This window comes from Allosphingosinicella sp. (genome assembly GCF_036402135.1).
GTDB lineage: Bacteria > Pseudomonadota > Alphaproteobacteria > Sphingomonadales > Sphingomonadaceae > Allosphingosinicella.
In genome coordinates this window covers 1-15,618 of record NZ_DASWTN010000027.1, presented here as the reverse complement: position 1 = coordinate 15,618, position 15,618 = coordinate 1, and the positions used below count along the sequence as shown (strand labels likewise).

The following is a 15,618-nucleotide window of genomic DNA, read 5'->3' as shown; positions in this document are numbered from 1 at the left end:
CCGCCTTATGCGCAACGCCGTTCTTGCCGCTCTTATTGCCTGCCTTTCCACGTCCGCAATTGCCCAGACTGCCCCCGCTCCCAAAAGCGAGGAAAAGGAGACCGCGGCGCCGACGCGGCAGCCGAATGTCTCCGTCACCCGCCACGGCGGCATCTTCGGCGGCCAGCGGCTCAACTATACGGCGACCGCGGGCGAAACCTTCCTTCGCGCCGAAGACGGCACGCCGCGCGCGGCGATCTTCTCGGTCAGCTATGTGAAGGAGCCGCGCGATCCGAACCGCCCCGTCACATTCCTGTTCAACGGCGGCCCCGGTTCCGGATCGGTTTGGCTGCACATGGGCGCGTTCGGACCGAAGCGGGTGGCAATCCCGTCCGACGGCACCGACGACGGCGCGCCGCCCTACCCCCTGGTCGACAACCCCGACTCGCTGCTCGACGTCACCGACCTCGTCTTCATCGATCCCGTCGGAACCGGCTTCAGCCATGCGCTCGGAAAAACGGAGCCGAAGGAATTCTGGGGCGTCACTAAGGACGCTCAATCCGTGGCCCAGTTCATCAGACTCTGGCTCAACGATAACGGCCGCTGGAACTCGCCCAAATATCTCGGCGGCGAAAGCTACGGGACGACCCGCTCCGCAGCTGTCGTGAACGTACTCGAAGGCGCCTATAATGACGTGTCGCTGAACGGTATCATCCTCATTTCCACGGTGCTCGATTTCGCGGCCGGGGCCGACACACAGGGGAATGAACTGGGCCCGATCCTCAACGTACCTTCAATGGCCGCGACCGCACTCTTTCACGGAAAGGCGGAAGCGAGCTCTATCGAAGGTTTCGTCGAGGAGGCGCGCCAGTTCGCGATCGGTCCTTATGCATCCGCGCTTCTGAAGGGGCAGAACATCAGCCCTGAAGAGCATGCCCGCATCCGGCGCGAGCTTGCCCGCTTCACCGGCCTTTCCGAAGCCTATCTCGACCAGGCGAACCTTCGGGTGGAACCCGCGCGCTTCTACAAGGAGCTGCTCCGCGACCGCGGTCTTACGATCGGCCGTCTCGATAGCCGCTATACCGGCCGTGACTATGACAATGCGGGCGAGACGCCGGACAATGATCCAAGCTTCTATGGCATCGATGCCGGCTATACCGCCGCCGTCAACGCGCACATCCGGGATGCTCTCAAGTATAAGAGCGACCGCTCCTACGTCACGATTGGCAACGTGCAGCCCTGGGACTGGCAGATACCGGGCGGGCGCGACGCCAATGCCTATCTCAACGTCACGCCCTATCTCGGCAAGGCGCTGCGCGAAAACAGCGGCATGCGCATCTTCGTCGGCCAGGGCTATTACGATTTCGCCACGCCCTTCTTTGCGGCGGAATATGCGCTCAGCCGGACTGGTATTCCGCAGGACCGGATCGAGTATCAATATTATGGGTCGGGCCACATGATGTACGTCCGCGACGACGACCGGGTGAAGCTGAGCCGCGACGTCCGGAACTTCATCAGGAACCGGTGAATTCTCCTGAAGATCTAGGAGCCTCTATGCGTCTGTCTTTCCCCCTCGTCCTTATTCCTTTTCTTTCCGCCTGCGCGACGGTGCCGCCGCTGACGCCCGAGCAGCGCGCCGGGCTGTGGTGGCAGGATGTCTCGGTCCTCGCCGCCGACGATATGGAAGGGCGGCTGACCGGCACGCCGGGATATCAGCGCGCTGCAGATTATGTCGTGCGGCAGGCCGCCGCGGCGGGACTGAAGCCGGCAGGCGACAATGGCTATTTCCAGTCGGTCGCGTTTGAGGAGCAGTCGGTTGCTTCCGAGCAGTCGAGCGCGGCGCTGGTCGCGGGCGGCGCGGCATCGCCGCTTCGGATCCCGCAGGACATTATCATCAGCACGCGGAGCGGCACCCGGCCCCAGCGTGTCGAGGCGCCCCTCGTGTTCCTCGGCTACGGCCTGCATCTGCCGGAGGCGGGCCATGACGATTTCGCGGGCATCGACCTCAAAGGAAAGATCGCAGTCGTCGTCGGCGGCGGTCCGGCAGACATATCGGGCGCGCTGAAGTCGCATGCGCGCGGCGAGCGCCTGCGGCTGCTCGAGGAACGGGGCGCGGTTGGCGTCATCACGCTTACCACGCCAAAAGCGGTTGAGGTGCCCTGGTCACGCAGCATGGCGCAGGTGACGCAGACCGGCATGTATTTCGCCGATCCTTCGATCCGCGACCTCAAGAGCGACTTCTTCTTCGCGAGCTTCAATCCGGAGGAGACGGAGAAGCTCTTCGTTCGCTCCGGCCGGAGCTTCGCCGAGATCGCGGCGCTTTCGGATGCTTCGAAGGCCGTGCCGCGCTTCGAGCTGAACCAGTCCCTCAGGGCGAGCGTCGTCAGCAGCCGGAAGCTGGTCAGCTCCAACAATGTCGTGGCGATGCTTCCCGGGAACGACCCGGCGCTCCGGAACGAATATGTCGTCCTGTCCGCGCATCTCGACCATCTCGGCATGAGCGCGCCGATCAACGGCGATCCGCTCTATAACGGCGCGCTCGACAATGCGGCGGGCGTCTCGACCCTCCTCGACATCGCGCGCACCTTGCAGTCGCGGCGGGTGCGGCCGAAGCGTTCGATCCTGTTCGTGTTCGTGACCGCGGAAGAGAAGGGCCTGCTCGGCTCCAGCTACTTTGCGCAGAGGCCGACGGTGCCGAACGGATCGATCGTCGCCAACCTTAATTTCGATATGGCGCTGCCGATCTTCCCGCTGAGGAGCGTGATCGCCTTGGGCGCTGAAGAAAGCAGCCTCGGCGGCGCCGCAGCCGAGGTTGGCCAATCGATGGGGCTGCCGCTGGTCCCCGACCCCTTCCCGGAGCGGAACAGCTTCACCCGGTCCGACCAATACAGCTTTATCCGCCAGGGCATTCCGGCACTCGCGTTCAAGTTCGGCTTTGCGAAGGATACTCCTGAGGCGGAGATCGAGCGCAAATGGCGCTCGACCCATTATCACGCGCCGTCGGACGACCTGTCGCAGCCGGTCGCGCGGGAGGATGCGATCCGGCTCAACGATTTCGTGGCCGAGTTGACGCTCCGCGTCGCCGATGCGGCGGAGCGGCCGCAATGGCTGCAGCAAAGCTTCTTCCGCCGCTTCGCGAAGAACTGAGGGAGAAGATGGACTCGCTCGTCTCCACGGAATGGCTGGCGGGCGAGCTCGGCGCATCCGACCTCCGCGTAATCGACGCCACCATCTTTCTTCCAGGCTCCGGCCGCGACGCACGCGTCGAATATGAGACGGAGCACATTCCGGGCGCCGTCTTCATGGATTTGGACGAGATCGTCGACAGCGCGAGCCCGCTGCCGCACATGCTGCCGCCCGAGGCCAAGTTCGCGAGCCGGATGCAGACTTTGGGCCTCGGCGACGGCAGTCGCTTCGTCGTCTACGATAATTCGCCGCTGCACAGCGCCGCCCGCGCTTGGTGGATGCTGCGCACGTTCGGCGCCCATTATGTGGCGGTGCTCGATGGCGGACTTCAGAAGTGGAAGGCCGAGGGCCGTCCGCTGGAAAGTGGCTCCCGGCAGATCCGGCACGCGCATTTCTCGCCGATGCTGGACCAAAGCGTCGTGGCCGATCTCGATTATGTGAGCGGCATCGTCCATTCGGACGCGCACGAGATCGTCGATGCTCGCCCCGCGCCACGCTTTACCGGAGAGGAAGCAGAGCCTCGGCTTGGCGTGATGGGCGGACACATTCCCGGATCGCGCAGCCTACCGCAGACCGAACTTTTCAGCCCCGACAATAGCTGGAAGCGCGGCGACGCACTTCGCAGCGCGTTCGAGCAGGCGGGCGTCGATCTGTCCAGACCAATGGTGGCGACCTGCGGGTCCGGGGTCACTGCGGCCGTCCTGCTGTTCGGGGCGCATCTTCTCGGCAAGGAGGATGTGAAGCTTTACGACGGTAGCTGGGCGGAGTGGGGTTCCGATCCTTCTACGCCGAAAGCGACGGGAGCGGCGTGAAGAAGAACACGCAAATCGTCCATGGCGGCCGCCGCAGGGAATGGCGGGGGCGGCTGGTCAACCCGCCGGTGAACCGCGCCTCGACCGTCCTTTTCGACAGCGTTGCCGACATGCGCGCCGCATCACCCAAGATAGGCGTCCACAACTACGGCCTGCAGGGGACGGAGACGCATTGGGCGCTGGCCGAGGCGTTGACGGAGCTGGAGCCGGGGGCTGCGGGGACGGCGCTGCTCCCGACCGGCCTTGCCGCGGTCACGGCGGCGCTCACCGCCGCCCTTTCGGCGGGTGACGAGCTGCTGATGGTGGACAGCGTCTACGGTCCGACCCGCCGCTTCTGCGACACGCTGCTGAAGCGCAGCGGCGTCACGACGCGCTATTACGATCCGCTGGTCGGCGAGGGCATCGAAGCCCTGATCGGCGAGAAGACGCGGGCTATCTTCCTCGAAAGCCCCGGCTCCCTCACCCTTGAGGTGCAGGACGTGCCCGCCATCTGCCGCGTGGCGAAGGCGCGGGGGATCGTCACCCTGCTCGACAATACTTGGGCGACGCCGCTCTTCTTCCCCGCTATGGCGGCGGGCGTCGATCTGTCGATCATGGCGTGCAGCAAATATGTCGGCGGGCATTCCGACCTGATGCTCGGATCCGTCACCGCGAATGCCGAATGGTATGGGCGCCTGCAGACCGCCGTCTTCGACATCGGCCATGCCGTCAGTCCGGACGACGCGTGGCTGGGTTCTAGAGGGCTTCGCACGCTCGCGGTCCGCCTGCGGCAGCATCAGGAAAGCGCTCTCAAGGTAGCGCGCTGGCTAAAGGAGCAGCCGCAGGTGGCGCGGGTGCGGCATCCCGCCTTGTCTGACTGCCCCGGCCACGAGCTTTGGACCCGCGACTTAAAAGGCGCGTCAGGCCTGTTCTCGTTCGAGCTTAACGGCGGCAGCGATACGGATCGTACCCGCCTGGTCGAAAGCCTCAAACTGTTCGGCCTCGGCTATAGCTGGGGCGGCTATGAAAGCCTCGTCCTCCCCGTCGATCCGCAGCGAATCCGGAGCGTCACGAAGCTGGAGCAGGCGGGGCCGATGGTGCGGCTTAGTATCGGGCTTGAAGATCCTGACGATCTGATCGCGGACCTCGAGGCAGCGCTGTCCTTCTATCCGGCCTAGAGGCCGAGCACCTTCCGCATCTGGCGGATCGAATGGTCCAGTTCGTCGGCGAGGCGGGCGGCGGCGATGCGGGGCTGGCTGCGCGGGTCCTTGGCGGAAGCGAGCGCGTCGACGCCCGACGAGGCCCAGCAGGAGGCTTCGGCGACCAAAGTGTCGAAGCGGCGCTGCGCGATCGGCGGTGCGGCTTCGTAGGCGCTGCTGATCCGAGCATTTTCATCGAGCGCGTCTTCCGCGCTGGCGCTGGCCCGGCCGGCAATCTGCTCGACGAGGCCGAGCACGTGGCGGAGGCGCGCGAGGTGGCGCCCCGCGTCGGAAGCGACATTATCCTCGAAACTATGCTGCTGATGCGACATCGCGCCCGAAATTAGGGCGCGATGGCTAAGAAAACCCTAATCGCAGCCGCTTATTGCGGCGTCGTGACCCGCGCTTCCTGGCCCGAGCCTTCCGGCACGGCAAGGATCGTAGAGGTGGTCTGACCCTTGTCTACGACAGTCGTGTTCGGGTCGCCGGCGACCGAGCGGGCGCCCTGCACGGCGCGGTCGCGCTCGGCTTGGCCCAAAATCTGCTGTTCGGCGCTGCTGCGCGGCGCGGGACCGCCGAACAGGGCCTCAATCGCCTGTGCGCGGCTGTCGGCGCCGACCGGCTGGACGGTGCCCGGAGCGGGCGGCGTCAGCGCGAAATCGGGCGGGATGACGAGCGGCGCATTGCGGGCGACGGCGAACTCGTCCGGGCGCTCCCGTCCGAGGAGGCCGGCGCCGCCGGTGCAGCCGGCAACGAGCGATGCGGCCGTCACGGCCAGACCCAGTTTCGCGATACGCATCTTTACACTTCCTTCTTCTCGCGCGTCAGGAGCGCGCGGACGAGCAATAGCAGAACGCCGATGGTAATGGCAGCGTCGGCGACATTGAAGATCAAAAATGGCCGCCAATCGCCGAAATGCAGATCGGCGAAGTCCGCGACATAGCCGTAGCGGACTCGGTCGACGATATTGCCGAGAGCGCCGCCGAGCACGAGGCTGAGGGCGACTGCATCACCCTTGTTCCTTTCGCGCCACAGCCAGAAGAAGACGCCGATCGAGATTGCGGCGGTCATCGCCACCAGCAGCCAGCGGCCGGTGTCGCTGTCGGCAGTGAGGAAACCCATCGACACACCTCGATTCTCGACCCAACGGAGGTCGAAGAAGGGGAGAAGGTCGATCACCAGCTTCTGCTGAAGCCCGAGCACAGAGATCACCACCCATTTGGTAAGCTGATCGGCGGCGAAGACGATCGCGGCGATGATCAGCGCCATGGTGCGGTGGTTCGCGCCCTCGGTTCGCTCGGCCGGCAGAGCGGACGCGGTCTCAACCATTCACAACCTCCTCGCAGCGCGCGCAAAGGGCGCCGTCCTCGACCACTTCCGGCAGATGCCGCCAGCAGCGGCCGCATTTTTCTTTGGAGGTTTTCTTCACGTCCACCAACCTTGTTGCCTCGACAGTGTCGTCAGCAAATCCTGTCACCCGCGCACTGGATACGATGCAAAGCTCGGTGAAATCGATTGACTGAGCGCGTTCGGCCAGAGTCGCGTCCTTCACACGTACATCTACGTCTGCCTCAAGACTCGATCGTATGATCTTCTCTCTCCGCAAAGGTTCGATGGCTTCGGTGACAGTCTCCCTCAGATCGCGAACATGAGACCATTTTCGCCCGAGAGGTTCATCTTCCCAAGAGGGATCGACTTCCGGCCAGGTTTCGAGGTGCACCGATCCGCCTTCAGGATAGCGGCTGGCCCACACTTCCTCGGCGGTGAAGCAGAGGATGGGGCTTACCCAGCGGACGAGTGCGTGGAAGACGATGTCGAGGACGGTGCGATAGGCGCGGCGCTTCGGCTCCGTCGGCGCGTCGCAATAGAGGCTGTCCTTGCGGATATCGAAAAAGAAGGCGGAAAGATCGTCGTTCGCAAAGGCGGTGATCGCCCGCGTGTAGCGGTTGAACTCATAACCTTCCGCCGCTTCGCGAAGCTCCGCGTCGAGCTCGGCGAGGCGGTGCAGCACCCAGCGTTCGAGTTCGGGCATCTCAGCAGGCGAGACGCGTTCCGCATCCGTGAAGTCGCTCAAGGCGCCTAGCAGGTAGCGGAAGGTGTTGCGGAGCTTGCGATAGGCGTCGGACGTGCCGGCCAGCACCTCCTTGCCGATGCGGACATCCTCGAAATAGTCGGTCGAGGCGACCCAAAGGCGGAGGATATCCGCCCCGTTGTCGCGGATGATGGCGAGCGGATCGACGACATTGCCGATGGACTTCGACATTTTGCGCCCGTTCTGGTCGAGTGCAAAGCCGTGGGTCAGGACCTCCTCGTACGGCGCACGCCCGCGCGTGCCGCAGCTTTCGAGCAGCGAGGACTGGAACCAGCCGCGATGCTGGTCGGACCCTTCGACATAGACGTTGGCGCGCGTGCCTTCGCCATAGCGCTGCTCGACGACGTAGGCATGGGTGGAGCCGCTGTCGAACCACACGTCGAGAATGTCGTTCACTGGCTCATAGTCGGCAAGGCTGTATTCGCCCCCGAGCAGGGCCTGATGGTCAGCGGTGAACCAGGCATCCGCGCCGCCCGCCTTGAAGGCATCAACGATGCGGGCGTTGACGTTCGGGTCGCTGAGATAGTCGCCGGTCTTCCGGTTCACATAGAGCGCAATAGGCACGCCCCACGCCCGCTGGCGGCTGACCACCCAGTCGGGACGGCCTTCGAGCATTGAGCGGATGCGATTCTTCGACTTTTCCGGAACCCAGCGGGTCTCATCGATGGCCGCGAGGGCCGTGTCGCGCAGCGTCATCGCGGAGCTGTTGTCGCCGGCGCCGCGCTCTCCGCCTGAAGCATCGGAAGAAACACCGCGGGCTGCGTCCATCGGAATGAACCATTGCGGCGTGGCGCGGAAGATCACCTTCGCCTTCGACCGCCAGCTATGCGGGTAGCTATGCTGGAAGTCCGTCGAGGCGGCGAGCAGCGCTCCCGCTTCTCGCAGATCGCTGCAGATCGGCCCGTCCGGCGCGTTGAACTTGGCGTTGATGACGCTGCCCTGTCCGCCGAGCCATGCCCAATCCTTGCGATAGCGCCCATCGCCTTCCACCGCGAAGACAGTGTCGATGCCGTGCGCCCTACAAAGTAGGAAGTCGTCCTCGCCATGATCCGGCGCCATATGGACGAGGCCGGTGCCCTGATCGGTGGTGACGAAATCACCCGGCAGCAGCGGACGCGGCTTGGCAAAGAAGCCGCCCAGATGATGCATCGGGTGGCGGGCGACGGTGCCGGCAAGATCAGCGCCTGTTCCTTGCCAAAGCTGGTTATAAGTTGTGGTGCGGCCTAGCTGTCCGGCCACACGGGCTCCAAAGGCGGCATCCAGCTCGTCGGCGACCAAGAAGCGGCGACCGTCGCTTTCCTCGAGAAGAACGTATTCTATCTCGGGTCCATAGGCGATCGCCTGATTGACCGGGATCGTCCAAGGCGTGGTCGTCCAGATCACCGCATATGCGCCGACCAGCTCCGGGATGGGGCTTTCGACAATCTCGAACGCCACGTCGATCTGGGTGGAGGTGATATCCTCATATTCCACCTCCGCCTCGGCCAGAGCCGTCTTTTCGACCGGGCTCCACATGACGGGCTTGGCGCCGCGGTAGAGCTGGCCGGTTTCGGCGAATTTCAGGAGCTCGGCGGCGATTGCGGCCTCGCTCTCATATTTCATGGTGAGATAGGGGTCGCCCCACTCGCCCATGACACCGAGCCGCTTGAACTGGTCGCGCTGCACGCCCACCCATTTGTCGGCATAGGCGCGGCATTCGGCGCGGAATTGGGCGACCGGCACCTCGTCCTTATCCTGCTTCTTTTTCCGATACTGCTCCTCGACCTTCCATTCGATGGGGAGGCCGTGGCAGTCCCAGCCGGGCACATAGGGCGCATCGAAGCCACGGAGGCTCGCCGAGCGGACGACGATGTCCTTCAGGATCTTGTTCATCGCATGGCCCATATGAATGTCGCCATTGGCGTAGGGCGGGCCGTCGTGGAGGATGAAGCGGTCGCGTCCGGCGCGGGTCTTGCGAAGCTGGCCGTAAAGGTCCGCCTCTTCCCAGCGCGCGAGAATGGCCGGCTCCTTCTGCGCGAGGCCGGCTTTCATCGGGAAATCGGTCTTCGGCAGGAAGACCGTGTCTTTGTAATCGGGCTTTTTGGACATTTGGCGGCGGACTTAGGCGACAGGGCGCGCGGCGGCAAGGCGGCGCTTCGCCTCCTCGCAGTCGGCCGCCATTTGCGCTGAGAGCGCGCCCATATCCTCGAACTTGTGTTCGGGGCGGAGGTAGGAGATCAGCTCGACCTCGATCGTGTGGCCGTAGAGGTCGCCGGAGAAGTCGAAGAAATAAGGCTCAAGCAGTTCCTTTGGCGGGTCAAAGGTTGGGCGGACGCCGAGGTTGGCGGCGCCCTCCAGCACGCGTCCGTCCGCCAAGCGCCCGCGCACGGCATAGACACCGTACTTCGGCCGCAGATATTTCCCGAGGCTGAGATTGGCGGTCGGATAGCCCATTTCCCGCCCGCGCTGATCGCCATGTTCGACGATGCCCTCAATCGCGAAGGGGCGGGTGAGGAGCCGGGCGGCGGTCTCGCAAACGCCGTCCTGTAGCGCCTCGCGGATGCGGCTGGACGAAACCGGTTCGCCGTCGCAGACCGGCGCCACCGCATCCACGCTGAGGCCGTGCTTTGCGCCAAGGCTTTCCAGCACCTCGACATTGCCGCCGCGGCCCTTGCCGAAGGTAAAGTCCTCGCCGGTCACGACCCCGGCCGCGCCGATTAGCTGCACGAGGCGCTGCTCGACAAATTCTTCGGCGGTGAGGTTGGCGAGCTCGGCGTCGAAACGGAAGACCAGCATCGCGTCAGCGTCCGCCTGTCCGAACAGCCGCTCGCGCTGATTGAGCGTCGTCAGTCGGAAGGGCGGGACGTCGGGCTTAAAGTAGCGCACCGGATGCGGATCGAAGGTCGCGACCAGCACCGGCCGCGCTTCTGCCCGGGCGCGCTCGACCGCCCGGCCCACCACCGCCTGGTGGCCCGCATGAAATCCATCGAAATTGCCGAGCGCGACGATGCCCCCGCGCAACGCTTCAGGAACCGCCGAGCCGCCGTCCAGCCGCTCCATGCGGCGGGGCTAGCCCGATGCCGGGCGTTTTTTCAAGGCGTAAGCGAGCACTGGCCGGGCACCTTGCTCCCGGAAGAAGAAGTCGGCGAGGTCGAACAGCTGGCGCCGATAGCCGGTAAAGCCGTGATCCGCCTGGCCGATGATCGCGATGCGATAGGGGCGTTTTGCCTGCTCCAGCAGTGTGCCAAGCCGACCGCCTGCTGCGGCGGCACGACCGGATCGGCGCCGCCATTGGCGAGCAGCAAGGGCGCCTTCAGCCTTTCCGGCCAGCAGGTGGCAGAGCGGGCACAGAAATTACTTGCAGCTTCCGCCGCATAATCGGGCATCATGTCCTTGAACCGTTCGGCGAGGTCGGGCCGCCGGCGGCCGCGTCGGCAAGGTCCGTCACTCCGCCGCCCGTGGCGAAAGCTTTTACCGGGAGGCCATCCGCCACCGCGCGGTAGAGCATGGTTCCGCCCCGCGAAAAACCGAGCGCGAATATGGCGTCAGCGTCCGCCTGCGGAATGCTCCTGATGATCGGCAGCAGCGCCTTGATATCGTTTAGGTCGCGGCCGGAGAATTCGTCCGATCCTTCACTGCCGGCCGCGCCGCGATAATGGAGCCGATGACGATATAGCCGCGCCTCACCCAGCCGGCCATTTGCACGAACTGCCCTTCGCCTTGAGCGACGTCGCCGATGCCGCCGCGGGCCCAGATGAGCACCGGGCGCTTTCCGCGGCCATCCGACGGCTGCATCAGAAAGCCGGTTATCCTGTTCCCATCCGACCGCTAGGCGATGCGATTTACGGCGATTTTCGCAGAGTGAAGCAGCGCCCAGTCATCTTGCGGAGCATCGAGGCGGAAGGCTGGCTCAGGCATTCGAAATGGCGCGTTCGCCACCTCGTCGGAGACAAAAGCATCGTAGCTTCGCTCGGGGAACCGGAGAGGCTCTATCTCGGCGGTCTGCGCTACGCTTGCGGAGGCGGCAATCGCCGCGGCAAGCATTGCGGCAAGCCGCAAGAGCCGAGCCGGATCAGGCATTTACACTCTCCCGGCCGCGGGCGCCCACGCGTCCATCCAGGCTGTAAGCGCCCGCGCCGCGTCCGGCGAGAACGAGCAGGCCGCCGGCAACGGCGAAGTTCTTGATGAAGATGACCCAATTGAAGTGCCCCACCGGTGACGGGAGGTCGAAGCCGGTGTGGAAGAACCAGTTTGCAAGGATGCAGAAGCCGGCCAAAGCAATGGCCGCATAGCGGTTCTTGAAACCGATCAGCAGAAGCAGCCCGCCGCCCAATTCCGTCAGGATCACGAGAGGCAGAAGCTCGCCGGCAACACCCCTCGCCTCCATGTAGCCGGTCCAGCCGCCTTGATCCGGCGCACCGATGCCGAGCACGTCCACCAGCTTGCGCGCGCCCCAGTAGATAAAGGTTGTCCCAAGCAGCGCCCGGCCAAGAAGGTCGAGCCAATCACCCCACTGTCGCATGTCATCCCCCGGCAGTTTAGATTGCCGCGATCTTATCTCCTTGGCGAGCCGAAGAAAGGACGCTGGTCGAAGATACCCCTACCTTCGTCGAATAAAATGGACGAAGCTGAAGGCGGGGCGGCCGTCCGCCGCCAGATGATGCTCACGGGAGACTTCGCGCCAATCCGCAGAATCAGGCGCAGGCATTGAAGTGTCGCCGTCCGCGTCACAATGAACCTCGGTGAGGTAGAAGTCGGTGGCGCACGGCATGAGCAGCGCGAAAATCTCGGCGCCGCCTACAACGGAAATGCTATTGGACGGCGCCCGCTGAAGCGCCTCATCGACTGAATGCACCGCCTCCACTCCCGGCGCCGACCAGCTTCGGTCACGGGTGAGGATGATGTGCCGCCGATCGGGGAGCAGGCCGGGTAGGCTCTCGAACGTCTTCCGGCCCATGATCATCGGCGTGCCGAGCGTCAGCCGCTTGAAGTGCTTGAGGTCCGCGGGAAGGTGCCAGGGCAGCTTGCCGTCCTTGCCGATTACGCCGTTGTCGGCGCGGGCGACGACGATCTGGATCTGGCGTTCGCTCACACCGCTACCGGCGCGGCGATGTGCGGGTGCGGATCGTAGTCGGCGATCTCGAAATCCTCATAGGCATATTGGTCGATGCCGTCTGGCTTCCGCTTGATGGTGAGCGTCGGCAGTGGGCGGGCATCGCGGCTTAGCTGGAGGCGGGCCTGCTCGAGATGGTTTGAGTAGAGATGGCAGTCGCCGCCGGTCCAGACGAAGGTGCCGGGCCGAAGCCCGCATTGCTGGGCGAGCATGTGGGTGAGGAGCGCGTAGCTGGCGATGTTGAACGGCACGCCGAGGAAGACGTCGGCGCTCCGCTGATAAAGCTGGAGGTGGAGCTTGCCGCCCGCGACCTGCGTCTGGAACAGGCAGTGGCAGGGGGCGAGCGCCATCTTGTGCAGCTCGGCCGGGTTCCAGGCGGAGACGATCTGGCGGCGTGAGGACGGATCGCGGCGGATGAGGGCGATGAGGTTCGCAATCTGATCGATATGACTGCCGTCCGGCCCCTCCCAGTCGCGCCACTGTTTGCCGTAGACGGGGCCGAGATCGCCCTTCTCGTCCGCCCATTCGTCCCAGATGCTGACTTTGTTCTCCTTGAGATACGCCACATTGGTGTCGCCCTTCAGGAACCAGAGCAATTCGATGATGATCGAGCGGAGGTGCAGCTTCTTGGTGGTGACGAGCGGGAAGCCCTTCGACAGGTCGAACCGCATCTGATGGCCGAATACGGAGAGCGTGCCGGTGCCTGTGCGGTCGCTTTGCTCCACACCTTCGTCGAGGATGCGCTGGAGGAGGTCGTGATAGGCCTGCATGGGGACAAGCTTATGGCGGCAGGCGAAGTGCATTCCAAGGGCGCCATGACTTTCATCCACAACGGAGGATTCGGTTCACTCCGTAAGGGAGCAGTCCCGAACTGAAGCCAATGACCGGCAGTGGCAGAACCGCCGCCGTGTTTATCAGGACCGCCAAGGATGCTGCCGATGTGCTGGCGCCGCTCTTCGGGCGGCTGGAGGGAGAGAAAGTGGTGGTGCTGCATCTCGACATCGATCGGCGACTGATCGCCACCACTGAAGGGGAAGCAGGCGGCGAGGACGAGATCGAGCTGCCGGTCCGCGGGATCATAGCTGACGCGCTGCGTTTCGGCAGCATGGGCCTCATCGTCGCCCATAATCATCCGAGCGGCGATCCGACGCCGAGCGGTGCCGACATGGACGCAACCCGCATTCTTGCGACGACGGCCGACAATCTCGGCATCGAACTTCACGATCATCTGATCATGGGAAAGGACGGTGACTGCCGCAGCCTGAAAGCTTTGGGGCTGCTCTAGTTCAGGCTTGGCAGGACGGAATGTCCTTGGGCTCCGGCTTGGGCTCGGTTGCCTCGAATTTCGCAAAATAGGATTCGGAATCCGGAAGCCGCTCGAAGCGGACCAGCTGGTATCCTATGGCCGAAAATTCGCAGAGGAGGAGGCGAGGCGGCGTCCCGTGCCGCTCCGTCGGCCGGTCGGCGTCGACGACGATGACGCTGCCGTCCCGTTTGAGGCCGTCGCGCAGGTGCCACAGGAATTCGCTCGGCCGCTCCACCTCGTGATACATATGGATGAGAAGTATCCGGTCGAGCGAGCCCGCCGGAAGCAGCGGATCGTGCGGCTTGCCCAGTTTCACCCCGACATTTTCCAAATTCTCGCGCTGGACGCGGCGGACGAGGTCGTTGAGGGTCTCGGGAATGATATCCTGTGCGAGAATGCGGCCGCGGCGTCCGACGAGGGGCGAGAGCCGCACGGTGTAATAGCCTTCGCCTGCACCGACGTCGGCGACGAACATGCCTTCCCTGATCTCCGCCAAGCGGACGACCGTATCGAATTCCCGAACGCTGTCGCGCGTGTCTTCTTCGGAATAGCTCGCCGATACGATCGGCGCGACGGGGCGGTTCGGCTCCGGAAAGGGCGACTGTTCCGGCTGCGCCTCGCACGCGCCTGCGAGCAAGAGCAGCGGAAGGAGCGCGACCTTAGTCGACATCTTCCACTTCGACCTTCTCGCCCGTCACGCGCTGGGACAAAGCGGCGGCCATGAAGGGGTCCAGGTCGCCGTCGAGCACGTCCGACGGCGACGTCGAGGTAACGCCGGTGCGAAGATCCTTCACCAGCTGATAGGGCTGGAGCACGTAGGAGCGGATCTGATGGCCCCAGCCGATATCGGTCTTGCTGGCGGCGGTCGCATTCGCCTCGGCCTCGCGCTTCTGAAGTTCGAGTTCGTAGAGGCGGGCGCGAAGCTGGTTATAGGCTTCGGCCTTGTTCTTATGCTGCGAACGCTGATTCTGGCACTGGACGACGATACCGGTGGGCAAGTGCGTGATGCGCACCGCTGAATCGGTCGTGTTGATATGCTGCCCGCCGGCCCCCGATGCGCGATAGGTGTCGATACGAAGATCGCTCTCGTTATATTCGACCTCGATATTGTCATCGATCACCGGATAGACCCAGACGGAGGCGAAGCTCGTGTGCCGGCGCGCCGAGCTGTCATAGGGGCTGATGCGGACAAGGCGGTGAACGCCGCTTTCCGTCTTGGCATAGCCGTAAGCGTTCTCGCCCTTGAGGAGCAGGGTCGCCGACTTGATGCCGGCCTGCTCACCCGCATGATAATCGATCAGCTCGACCTTCATGCCGTGCCGCTCGGCCCAGCGCTGGTACATGCGCTGCAGCATGCCCGCCCAGTCGTTGCTTTCGGTGCCGCCGGCGCCGGAATTGATCTCGATATAGGTGTCGTTGGCGTCGGCCTCGCCCGCGAGTAGAGCCGTAACCTTGTCCCGCTCCGCCCGCTGGGCGAGCTCCGCAAGCGCGTTGACCGCGTCGTCGGCAAGCGTGTCGTCCCCTTCCGCCTCCGCCATTTCCAGAAGCTCGGTAGTGTCGTCCAATTCCTTCTGGATCGCGTTGGCCGCGCCGATCGCTTCGTCGAGCCGCCGCCGTTCGCGCATCACCTCCTGCGCCTGCTTGGCGTCGTCCCAGAGCGTCGGATCCTCAACCCGCTGGTTGAGCTCATCCAGGCGGCGCAGAGCGCGGTCCCAGTCGAGGAACCGGCGAATGAGATCGAGCGCCGACTTTATCTGATCGACATGGGCTTGCGCTTCAGCGCGCATCGAAGGTCCTTCAAATTGGGTCGGTCGTAACGAGCGGGAACTGACGCGCAGTTAGTAAATACCGGCGTCCGTTGGCAAGGAAGCGTTGGCTTCCGGCTGGACCTGAGGCGTTGCCGGGCGCGGTGCGGTACGCGGCGCCGGGCGCGGAGCGGACTGGCGCGGCCTGTTTGCCTGCGCGCGCTCGGA

General features: G+C 64.4%; 17 protein-coding genes. 6 read left to right on the top strand and 11 right to left on the bottom strand.

The window, feature by feature from the left end; translation table 11 throughout:
* The first annotated feature begins 7 nt into the window (after positions 1–7).
* From VGD10_RS07470 to metC, 4 genes are read left to right on the top strand one after another with little or no spacing between them, the layout of a single operon-like run.
* Complete coding sequence (locus tag VGD10_RS07470) at positions 8–1,507, top strand: S10 family peptidase (RefSeq protein ID WP_331040179.1); 1,500 nt, start codon at positions 8–10, stop codon at positions 1,505–1,507.
* A gap of 26 nt (positions 1,508–1,533) precedes the next feature.
* A complete protein-coding gene (locus VGD10_RS07465) occupies positions 1,534–3,126 on the top strand; it encodes a M28 family metallopeptidase (RefSeq protein WP_331040178.1) in 1,593 nt (530 codons plus the stop codon).
* An 8-nt stretch (positions 3,127–3,134) separates the two neighbouring features.
* Entirely contained in the window at positions 3,135–3,977 is an 843-nt protein-coding gene (gene sseA / locus VGD10_RS07460) for a 3-mercaptopyruvate sulfurtransferase (protein ID WP_331040211.1), read from the top strand.
* Complete coding sequence (gene metC / locus VGD10_RS07455) at positions 3,974–5,134, top strand: cystathionine beta-lyase (protein ID WP_331040177.1); 1,161 nt, start codon at positions 3,974–3,976, stop codon at positions 5,132–5,134. The genes sseA and metC overlap by 4 nt, the downstream gene beginning before the upstream one ends.
* On the opposite strand, the gene VGD10_RS07450 is transcribed toward metC, so the two are convergent.
* The 5 genes from VGD10_RS07450 to VGD10_RS07430 are packed head-to-tail and all read right to left on the bottom strand — an operon-like array spanning position 5,131 to position 10,235.
* Entirely contained in the window at positions 5,131–5,487 is a 357-nt protein-coding gene (locus VGD10_RS07450; RefSeq protein ID WP_331040176.1) for a hypothetical protein, read from the bottom strand. The genes metC and VGD10_RS07450 overlap by 4 nt on opposite strands.
* A 50-nt stretch (positions 5,488–5,537) precedes the next feature.
* Positions 5,538–5,948 (bottom strand): DUF3035 domain-containing protein, encoded by a 411-nt coding sequence (locus VGD10_RS07445; protein WP_414639513.1) that lies wholly within the window; start codon positions 5,946–5,948, stop codon positions 5,538–5,540.
* A gap of 8 nt (positions 5,949–5,956) precedes the next feature.
* Positions 5,957–6,484 carry a signal peptidase II gene (gene lspA, locus VGD10_RS07440; RefSeq protein ID WP_414639511.1) on the bottom strand — a complete coding sequence of 176 codons (528 nt, stop codon included), beginning with the start codon at positions 6,482–6,484 and terminating at the stop codon, positions 5,957–5,959.
* Positions 6,477–9,335: an isoleucine--tRNA ligase gene (gene ileS / locus VGD10_RS07435; RefSeq protein WP_331040174.1), complete on the bottom strand. Its 2,859-nt coding sequence runs from the start codon at positions 9,333–9,335 to the stop codon at positions 6,477–6,479. The genes lspA and ileS overlap by 8 nt, the downstream gene beginning before the upstream one ends.
* A gap of 12 nt (positions 9,336–9,347) precedes the next feature.
* Positions 9,348–10,235: a bifunctional riboflavin kinase/FAD synthetase gene (locus VGD10_RS07430; RefSeq protein ID WP_331040209.1), complete on the bottom strand. Its 888-nt coding sequence runs from the start codon at positions 10,233–10,235 to the stop codon at positions 9,348–9,350.
* On the opposite strand from VGD10_RS07430, the gene VGD10_RS07425 reads away from it, so the two are divergent.
* Entirely contained in the window at positions 10,116–10,604 is a 489-nt protein-coding gene (locus tag VGD10_RS07425; RefSeq protein WP_331040213.1) for a hypothetical protein, read from the top strand. The genes VGD10_RS07430 and VGD10_RS07425 overlap by 120 nt on opposite strands.
* Before the next feature lie 222 nt (positions 10,605–10,826).
* On the opposite strand, the gene VGD10_RS07420 is transcribed toward VGD10_RS07425, so the two are convergent.
* The 4 genes from VGD10_RS07420 to VGD10_RS07405 form a co-directional block, all read right to left on the bottom strand.
* Positions 10,827–11,021 carry a hypothetical protein gene (locus VGD10_RS07420; protein WP_331040173.1) on the bottom strand — a complete coding sequence of 65 codons (195 nt, stop codon included), beginning with the start codon at positions 11,019–11,021 and terminating at the stop codon, positions 10,827–10,829.
* A gap of 277 nt (positions 11,022–11,298) precedes the next feature.
* Positions 11,299–11,748 carry a DoxX family protein gene (locus VGD10_RS07415; RefSeq protein WP_331040172.1) on the bottom strand — a complete coding sequence of 150 codons (450 nt, stop codon included), beginning with the start codon at positions 11,746–11,748 and terminating at the stop codon, positions 11,299–11,301.
* Between the two features lie 78 nt (positions 11,749–11,826).
* Positions 11,827–12,318 (bottom strand): dihydrofolate reductase, encoded by a 492-nt coding sequence (locus VGD10_RS07410; protein WP_331040171.1) that lies wholly within the window; start codon positions 12,316–12,318, stop codon positions 11,827–11,829.
* Positions 12,315–13,109 carry a thymidylate synthase gene (locus VGD10_RS07405; protein ID WP_331040170.1) on the bottom strand — a complete coding sequence of 265 codons (795 nt, stop codon included), beginning with the start codon at positions 13,107–13,109 and terminating at the stop codon, positions 12,315–12,317. Before VGD10_RS07405 ends, VGD10_RS07410 begins: the two co-directional genes overlap by 4 nt.
* Before the next feature lie 137 nt (positions 13,110–13,246).
* On the opposite strand from VGD10_RS07405, the gene VGD10_RS07400 reads away from it, so the two are divergent.
* Positions 13,247–13,624 carry a JAB domain-containing protein gene (locus VGD10_RS07400; protein WP_331040169.1) on the top strand — a complete coding sequence of 126 codons (378 nt, stop codon included), beginning with the start codon at positions 13,247–13,249 and terminating at the stop codon, positions 13,622–13,624.
* A gap of 1 nt (position 13,625) precedes the next feature.
* On the opposite strand, the gene VGD10_RS07395 is transcribed toward VGD10_RS07400, so the two are convergent.
* Together VGD10_RS07395 and prfB are read right to left on the bottom strand one after the other, a co-directional pair.
* Positions 13,626–14,315: a class I SAM-dependent methyltransferase gene (locus tag VGD10_RS07395; RefSeq protein ID WP_331040168.1), complete on the bottom strand. Its 690-nt coding sequence runs from the start codon at positions 14,313–14,315 to the stop codon at positions 13,626–13,628.
* The gene (gene prfB, locus VGD10_RS07390; protein ID WP_331040167.1) at positions 14,305–15,432 is read right to left on the bottom strand and encodes a peptide chain release factor 2; all 1,128 of its coding nucleotides are present in this window, start codon (positions 15,430–15,432) and stop codon (positions 14,305–14,307) included. Before prfB ends, VGD10_RS07395 begins: the two co-directional genes overlap by 11 nt.
* Between the last annotated feature and the right edge of the window lie 186 nt (positions 15,433–15,618).